Annotated in this window: 4 protein-coding genes; 1 reads left to right on the plus strand and 3 read right to left on the minus strand. The window is 37.9% G+C overall.

What is annotated here, in order from left to right; all coding sequences use genetic code 11:
* Window positions 1–687: 687 nt before the first annotated feature.
* Together F7734_RS06235 and F7734_RS06240 are read right to left on the minus strand one after the other, a co-directional pair.
* On the minus strand, window positions 688–1359 hold the full coding sequence (locus tag F7734_RS06235; protein WP_155743851.1) for a response regulator transcription factor: 672 nt from the start codon (window positions 1357–1359) through the stop codon (window positions 688–690).
* Window positions 1360–1843: 484 nt separating this feature from the next.
* Window positions 1844–4333 (minus strand): protein kinase, encoded by a 2490-nt coding sequence (locus tag F7734_RS06240; protein WP_155743852.1) that lies wholly within the window; start codon window positions 4331–4333, stop codon window positions 1844–1846.
* 253 nt (window positions 4334–4586) lie between these two features.
* Between F7734_RS06240 and F7734_RS06245 the strand changes: the two genes are divergently transcribed.
* A complete protein-coding gene (locus tag F7734_RS06245) occupies window positions 4587–6167 on the plus strand; it encodes a B12-binding domain-containing radical SAM protein (protein ID WP_155743853.1) in 1581 nt (526 codons plus the stop codon).
* 118 nt (window positions 6168–6285) lie between these two features.
* Here F7734_RS06245 and F7734_RS06250 read toward each other — a convergent pair whose 3' ends face one another.
* Window positions 6286–6588 carry a hypothetical protein gene (locus F7734_RS06250; protein ID WP_155743854.1) on the minus strand — a complete coding sequence of 101 codons (303 nt, stop codon included), beginning with the start codon at window positions 6586–6588 and terminating at the stop codon, window positions 6286–6288.
* Window positions 6589–6911: the final 323 nt, after the last annotated feature.

Genomic DNA, 6911 nt, shown 5'->3' on the forward strand with positions numbered 1-6911 from the left:
TAATGTCATGAGAGTAGAGTATCATTCTCATGCTCAACCATCCCTAGTTGTTTCTAGGGAGATGCGTTAGTTCTGGTTGGTCTCTAAATAGGAGTACAAATAGGGGTGAGGTTCTTGAAAATTTTTACATCCAAGAATGCCGATCTTAAATAGAGTTCAGTTAGATTTAAAAACATTCATTACAAGTTTGTTGTGAAGTTTTTAAATACAATTAGACATCTCAGAAATTAATTGTGCATCGTCTACAATCTTTGTATAGACCTGCCATAGCGAGCCTTTACATTGTTTCCTAAAGATGTCTACCGAGAGCCAGGGAACATTACTTTTCAATACCATGACCTAAAATTAACTTTGCTCCTACTTAAGGATCATGACTATTTGATGAAATTTTAATGAACGCTTTTTCATATTTTCCCCTGTGTTACGGAAACTACAACCAGGGGCAAAGTTAGCTGCAAACACTAACTCACAAGTGTTTCAGCTTTGTATGTTGGCGCTGAAGCAATGGCTTTGGACTCTGCCCTGAAATTCCTTTTGATGATGAAGTCGGAAATTTTTGGTGAGGGCTTACTTACCATAAGTTACACTTTTATACATGAAAGTTTGTTCATCAACTTTTCATAAAGCACTCATGATGTTGGCAAAAGAATGTCTTTATGCTGAAGAGAGATAAAAAAAGCTCCTTCCTCAACTTGCGCGCAGCCGATAGCCCACGCTTCTGACAGTCTCTATCAGTTTTTCGCCAAGCTTACGGCGCAGGTGCCCCACGTAAACATCTACAATGTTAGAGCTAGGGTTAAAGTTGTAACCCCAGACGTAATTGAGAAGGTCTTCTCGCGTGAGGACTTGATCTGGATGGCGCATGAAGGTATCTAATAGGATAAATTCCTGGTTGGATAGCTGAATTGGGCGATCGCCAACTCGGACTTGGCGCTTGGGTAAGTCGAGGACGATGTTATCTACTTTCAAAACCGTTTCTTGTTTCGGTGCAGATACTTGGCGATCGCGCAACCGGAGGCGCACCCGAGCCAGCAATTCTTCAAAGCTAAACGGCTTTGTGATGTAGTCATCGGCTCCTCCTTCGAGTCCGGCAACTTTGTCTTTCACATCGTCCCGAGCTGAGAGAATAATGATAATTATTTGTTCGCTCTGACCGCGCAACTCTTCCATAACTTCTACGCCATCTTTACCAGGAAGACCTAAGTCAAGAACCAAAAGGTCAAAGTTGTGGCTGCGAGCCATGTGAACTGCCTCGAAACCGTCCCTTGCTATTGAGACAGTGAAGCCATGTTCCAGGAATTTTTTTTCTAAAAAGGTAGCTATGCGAGGTTCATCTTCTGCAATCAGAATTCGTTTCATAAGACGCCCTAACCTGATAAGTTTAGACTAGAATCACAGTAGTTAACAGTAGAGCCACACCTGGTTGACTGATGAGTTCCACCCAATCATCGCGAGCTTAGGCGAATCTTCAAGACGAATCTACGCCATTCTTGCAAGTTGTGAATTTGGTTTTGCCCCATACTAAATTTGCATCCTAAATTAGGAAAAACACATGGCAATACCCCTTCGAGCGTGAAATCATAATTTGATAAAGAAATACTATAAAAATTATCAACCTAACTTGATAACTTAATAAACAAATAATATAAAAATTTGTCAATCTAATTTAATAGTTTGATAAAAAAATACTATTAAAAAATAAATTTTATGAGAGGATAATAAAGTCAAGATTCTCAAAGAAAATCAGTACTAAGGTAGAGTCTTATAAGCCTTCACTGAAGAGAAAATTTATGCATGAATATTGATAAAGTATCTAATTTTCTTTTTAAAAAGAATAAAAGAATTAAACTACCATTTCATCCACTTGCTTTTCTTCACATTGTTGCCGCAGTGGAATTTCTATGATAAATTCTGCACCTTGACCGGGTGATGAAACACAACTTAACTGTCCTTTGTGCTTTTCTTCTATAATTTGGCGGCTGATTGATAACCCAATACCTGTTCCTTTACCTATCGGTTTTGTGGTAAAGAACGGGCTAAACAGTTTGCATCTCACTTCGTCTGGCATACCAGAACCATTATCTGCAATCCGAATTGTCACGCGATCGCTATCTGATATTTCTGTACGAATTTGAATTAGTCCTTGGTTATGTGTCAAAAGCCCTTTGTCTTGTACAAATGACTCTTGACTCTTGACAAATGACTCTTCAACAGCATCAATTGCATTAGCCAGAAGATTCATAAAAACTTGATTGAGCAATCCGGCATAACACTGTACCATTGGTAAGTCGCTGTAATCTCTAATCACTTCAATAGCTGGTCTGTGAGGTTGCGCTTTCAAGCGGTGTTGTAGAATCATCAAATTCGTATCGATTCCTTCATGAATATCTTGCAGCGTCAGTTCGGATGAATCCTGTCTGGAGAAATTACGCAAATTGCGGATAATTTCTTTAATCCGATCTGCCCCCACTTTTAATGATTTCAGCATTTTTGGCAAATCTTCTTGAAGAAACTCCAAGTCCATTGCTTCTATCTCATCTTTAATTTCATCAACTGGGTTGGGATAGTAGAACTGGTACAAGTTGATAAGATGTAGCAAGTCTTCAGTATAATTACTGGTATGAGAGAGATTTGCTGTTATAAAGGTGACTGGATTATTGATTTCGTGAGCAATACCTGCTACCATTTGTCCCAAACTGCACAACTTTTCATTTTGTATAAGCTGTAGCTGCGTATTTTGAAGTTGTTGCAATGTTGCTTCTAGCTGTCTCGCTTTTTCTCTTTCTCTAGCTTCAGATTCCTGTAGAGCTTGATTTTTTTCCTCTAGTTCTTGGGAGTGGCTCTGCAAATCGCTATAAAGATTAGCATTTTCAATTGAGATAGAAATTTGCGTACACAGCAGTGATAAAACTTTGAGGCGATCGCGTGTAAAAACACCCTGAGTTATAGAATTTTCTAAATATAACAGTCCTGTGAGATTATTTTGATAAATAATTGGCAAACAAAGAACTGATTGTGGTTGGTGTTTGAGAATATAGGTATCATTATTACATAAAGTCTCTTGAATTGCATTATTCAAAACTAAAGTTTCTTTGTTGTTAGCCACATATTTAATAATAGATATAGGTAGATCGAGATTTTCTTGGATAGGGACAAAAGGAATTAAAACGGATTTCTCGAATTCTAGGGAACCTTCAGCTGCTAAAACTAGTTCCCCTGATTTTTGTAAAACAAGTAACCCTCTTTGTGCTCCTGTATTTTCAATAAGAATCTGCATTAACTTATCAAGCAACTTATGCAGACAAATTTCTTCTGAGATAGCGCAAGAAACTTTCAGAACGGTTGACAAATCCAGAGCATCGACTTCCTTAGCTGTTAATTTTGTCGTTTTAGTAACTGGAAGTAAGTTGCAAGTAGGAGCTAATTCTTCATTATAGACTTTTTGAGGAATATATGCTCCATTAAATAAATCTTTTTTTCCTATAATAAAATCAGAAATTGCACCGATATTTGTAAGTTGAGTTAAACAAAATTCTAAGTCGTATTTTAAACCTAAAGCACTTTGGTATCTATCTTCTGGATTTTTCGCTAGTAATTTCATAATAATCTCAGAAACCATCTCTGGAATTTCTGAATTTAGCTCATGGGGTGGAACTGGTTTTTTTGCAATGTGACAGTGAATGAGTTCCATCGGATCTGTTGCTACAAATGGTAACTGACCGGTGAGCATTTCATAGAAGGTGACACCTAATGAATAATAATCAGAACGATAATCAATATAACGATTCATTCTGCCAGTTTGTTCTGGCGACATATAGGCAAGAGTACCTTCAAGGGTGTTTGTATTGCTAGTGTTGGGATTTTCTGGTGACCAACGTGTTGCGATCGCAAAATCTATAATCTTCGCTTGCTTGGTGTCTATATTAAGAAGAATATTGGAACTTTTTATATCTTTATGAATAATTTGATTTTTATGCAACTCTGATAAAGTGTGCGCTAGTTGAATTGCTATTTTTAAAAAATCTTTTAATTCAAATTTTTGACATTCAATGAGCCGATCTAGCGATCGACCTTCAAAATATTCCAGTACCAAAGCTAGTTCATTATTATAGCTTTCTAAATTATAGGGCTTAATAATTCCTTCGATATTTAAATCTTTGGCTATGTGATATTCGTGTTTCAATAGATTGATTTCTTCTAATGATGGTTGTTGATTTTTATATGTTTTAATAATAACTGGTTTTTTATTTTGTATAAAATATCCTTTATAAATAACGGTATTACTACTGATATAAATTTTATCAAAAATTTCGTAATTACTCAACTTGAGCATATTACTATACCTTTCCTCAATACTCAAGATGATATATTTTTTACCTCCAGCAATCTTTTGGCAGTGATCTCAATCACAGTTAATGTGTATAGTATTGCGGTACGGCATTTAAATTCGGTACTGTTCAGTATCGGGATCGACTGGTCACTGTTCAAACTCAGAAACTTTAAAAAAGTTAACTGCGTCTAGAAGTTCCTCAGGCATCAAATGCCATTTTTCCCTGCACGCTGATTTTGGTGAGGTATGACGGTTCATGCGAATTTTACTGGTTTACCCTATTTTTCCCAAAACGTTTTGGTCATATGAAAAAATCTTAGAATTAGTTAACCGTAAGGTTCTGCTACCACCTTTGGGTTTGGTGACAGTAGCGGCGATTTTACCCCAAGAATGGGAATTCAAGCTAGTTGACCGTAATATCCGCCCAGTCACAGAGGAAGAATGGGCATGGGCAGATGTTTGTATCTTCAGCGCCATGATTGTTCAAAAACAAGATTTACTCGAACAAATTCAAGAAGCAAAGCGGCGCGGTAAGTTAGTTGCGGTGGGAGGTCCTTACCCAACGTCAGTTCCTCATGAAGTTCAGGGAGTTGGCGCTGATTTTCTCATTCTCGATGAAGGAGAAATTACCCTACCGATGTTTGTTGAGGCAATCAAACGGGGTGACACTTCTGGTACTTTTCGCGCTACAGAAAAACCAGACGTGACAGCAACCCCTATACCCCGATTTGATTTGCTAGAGTTCGACGCCTATGATATGATGTCCGTCCAGTTTTCACGGGGCTGTCCTTTCCAATGTGAATTTTGCGACATTATTGTTCTCTACGGGCGCAAGCCACGCACCAAAACTCCAGCACAGCTCTTGGCAGAGTTGGATTACCTCTACGAGTTAGGTTGGCGGCGCGGTATTTTTATGGTAGATGACAACTTTATCGGCAATAAACGCAATGTAAAGTTGTTACTGAAGGAATTAAAAGTTTGGATGGCGCAGCACAACTATCCTTTCCGGTTTGATACCGAAGCTTCTATAGATCTAGCACAAGATCCAGAATTAATGGAGTTGATGGTAGAGTGCGGTTTTGCTGCAGTGTTTTTGGGAATTGAAACACCAGATGAGGACAGTTTGCAACTCACGAAAAAGTTTCAAAATACTCGTAATTCCCTAACTGACGCAGTTCACGCCATTATCAAAGCAGGTTTGCGCCCAATGGCTGGTTTTATTATTGGATTTGATGGAGAAAAAGCTGGTGCAGGGAATCGTATTGTTCGCTTTGCCGAACAAGCAGCAATTCCCTCTACAACTTTTGCCATGCTACAAGCACTGCCAAATACAGCCCTTTGGCATCGCCTGAGTAAAGAAGGAAGATTGCGAGACAACAAAGATGGCAATATTAACCAAACGACTTTAATGAACTTTATTCCCACTCGTCCTTTAGAAGATATTGCTAGAGAATATATAGATGCTTTCTGTACTTTATACGATCCCGTGCAGTACTTAGATCGGACTTATCGTTGTTTTCTCATGATGGGTACGCCAACATGGACTGCCCCGTTTAAGATGCCAGAGTGGGTAGTGGTGAAAGCACTATTACTTGTCATCTGGAGACAGGGTATCAAACGTGAAACCAGATGGAAATTCTGGCATCACTTGTTTAGCATCATCAAGCGGAATCCCAGAGTCGCAGAACACTACCTTGCTACCTGCGCTCACAACGAGCATTTCTTAGAATACCGCCAAATTGTACGCGAGCAAATAGAATCTCAGCTAGCTGAGTATCTAGCACAAGGTACTGAGAAGCCCTATGAAATTGTGAATGAGTTAGTTACTAATTGCTAATGGCTAATGGCTAATTGTTAATTGCACCATTAGTGGTTAGTGGTTAGTAGTAGGGTGGGCAATGCCCACCAAAAGTCTTATTCACACGTTTTTTTGAATTTCTTATTTATACTAGCTACTATATGTGCTGAACGTAAACGTCTGTATCACGAATTTTTGCCTCAGCAACACCATTCTCATCTATAGCCAAAGCATCTACCTTTATCTTTGCCTTGCTTATAATCACATTTTTTTTCTCCCTGACAGAAACATCAGCAGTAATATTAGCGTCAGTTATGTCTCCTTCAGCATAAGCAAATCCTGTAGCTTCAGCACCACCAGGATAAGCATATGCATCACCAGTAGCAATAGCGGTTGCTCCGCCAAAAATTTGATTGGTGAGTTCTACTGCTTCACAAAAGTTTAAGTCAGAAATAATCATTGTTTTATTCTAAGATTAAGTCATATATTTCCTTGTCATCATATTATCACAATTTTGTGTGCAAGTGCTATCAAATCACAAGAATTGGCAATGTTGCATTTTTGTAAACATTAGAAGTAATTGGCTTATTTTTTTTCTTTTTTGATTACCCAGCAAAAATACTTTTTGACCGTTATACCGTTGTTGTATCATCAAATGCAGACAAAAATACCCATAAAACAATTATTAAGCTGTTAAAAAAATCAGTAATTTTTTTCTATTTTTTTAACAAATCAATTGAAATTTGTCAAGCGGCTAGAGACAGTTGTTATTAAAAAATAATT

The sequence above is a fragment of the Scytonema sp. UIC 10036 genome (genome assembly GCF_009725235.1).